This window comes from Protofrankia sp. CiP1_Cm_nod4 (genome assembly GCF_982290645.1).
On record NZ_CEVIVC010000193.1, the window covers coordinates 5,183 to 6,675 of the forward strand.

At 74.9% G+C, this 1,493-nt stretch carries 2 protein-coding genes; both read left to right on the top strand.

Annotated elements, in window-relative coordinates:
- Positions 1–470, top strand: a 470-nt coding sequence (locus tag AC5LSR_RS22300) for a thiamine phosphate synthase (RefSeq protein WP_493468952.1), incomplete at its 5' end; no start/stop codon positions are given.
- Positions 471–756: 286 nt separating this feature from the next.
- On the top strand, positions 757–1,176 hold the full coding sequence (locus AC5LSR_RS22305; RefSeq protein ID WP_250284310.1) for a TOBE domain-containing protein: 420 nt from the start codon (positions 757–759) through the stop codon (positions 1,174–1,176).
- Positions 1,177–1,493: the final 317 nt, after the last annotated feature.

Here is a 1,493-nt window from a genome sequence, read left to right on the forward strand (position 1 = left end):
CACGGCCGCGGGGGGCGCTGGTCGCCGCCAACGACCGGGCCGACCTCGCCGCCTTCACCGGCGTCGACGTGCTGCACGTCGGCCAGCACGACATCCCGCCCCGGCTGGCCCGCCGGCTGCTCGGCCCGGACGTGCTGATCGGCCTGTCCACCCATGATCCCGACCAGCTCGCCGCGGCGATCGAGGATCCCGACGTGGACTACTTCTGCGTCGGCCCGGTGTGGGCGACACCCACGAAGCAGGGGCGTGCGCCGGTCGGGCTGGAGCTGCCGCGCCTGGCCGCCCGGCTCGCGCCCCCCTTCACCCCCGGCGCCAAGCCCTGGTTCGTCACCGGCGGGGTGGACGCGGCCACCCTGGACGACGTTCTCGGCACCGGCGCCCGGCGGGTCGTGGTCGTCCGGGGCATCACGCAGGACGCCGAGCCGGGGCCGGCCGCCGCGGCCCTGGCCGCCCGGCTGCGCGCGGCCTGAAGCCGCTCGCCCGGACGTGTGGGCGGGTGCCGGAGCACGGCCTCACGGCCCGTCCGGCCGGCCGTGCCCGGCCATCCGTGCCCAGGCGGCCTGTCCCGTCGGCCGGGGCCGGGCGGCTGGGGCCGGGCGTATGACCGGACGGTCCGGTCGCGTAGCATGCTTGTTTGTCAGCGGTGACGGTCGGTTGGGACGGTCGGCGATGACCAGCGCCGAGATGCGCGAAGTAACCGTGGATTCGGATCCGCTGCATGCGACAAACCGTAGATACGCTGGTTATGGTGCATGCATGGCGACTTTGCGGATCTCAGACGCAGCCGGTCTGTTGGGCGTCAGCGACGACACCGTCCGAAGGTGGGCCGACGCCGGCCGGCTGCCGCTGGTACGGGACAGCAGCGGCCGGCAGGCCGTCGAAGGTGCCGCGCTGGCCCAGTTCAGCAAGGAGCTCGCGGCCTCGAGCGACCGGCCGCCGGCCGCGGACGCGGCGGTGGTGGGGGAGTCGGCCCGTAACCGTTTCCCCGGCATCGTGACCCGGGTGGTACGCGACGGCGTGATGGCCCAGGTCGAGATCCAGGCCGGTCCGCACCGGATCGTGTCCCTGATGAGCCGCGAGTCCGCTGACGAGCTCGGCCTCGAACCGGGCGTGGTGGCCGTGGCCTCGGTGAAGTCGACGAATGTGGTGATGGAGCTGCCGGCGCAGCGCCGCTGACGCCACGCGGTACCGGTGGCCGGCCGGTTCCCTCCGGCCCGCCCGGCCTGTCTGCTCCTGCCGGGGCTTCCGGCCCTCCGCCGCTCCGAGGCGCCGGTCCTCCGGGGCTCTCGGGGTCTCCGGCGTTTCCGGGGCCCTGCCGGACGTGTCAGTCCTGCCGGGCGTGTCAGCTTGCGGGGACGGATATGCGGGGACGGATGAAAGCGCGATCGAAGAACCCGGCCGGGGCACCCGCCGCCGTCAGGCCGCCCTGCGCCGGTGGGTCCGGTGCCGGCGTGCCCGGCGGTGCCGGTGGGTCCGGTGGGTCCGGTGGGTCC

Coding starts and splice junctions, on each gene's coding strand:
- AC5LSR_RS22305 (WP_250284310.1), top strand. CDS start 757: ATGGCGACTTTGCGGATCTCAGACGCAGCCGGTCTGTTGGGCGTCAGC.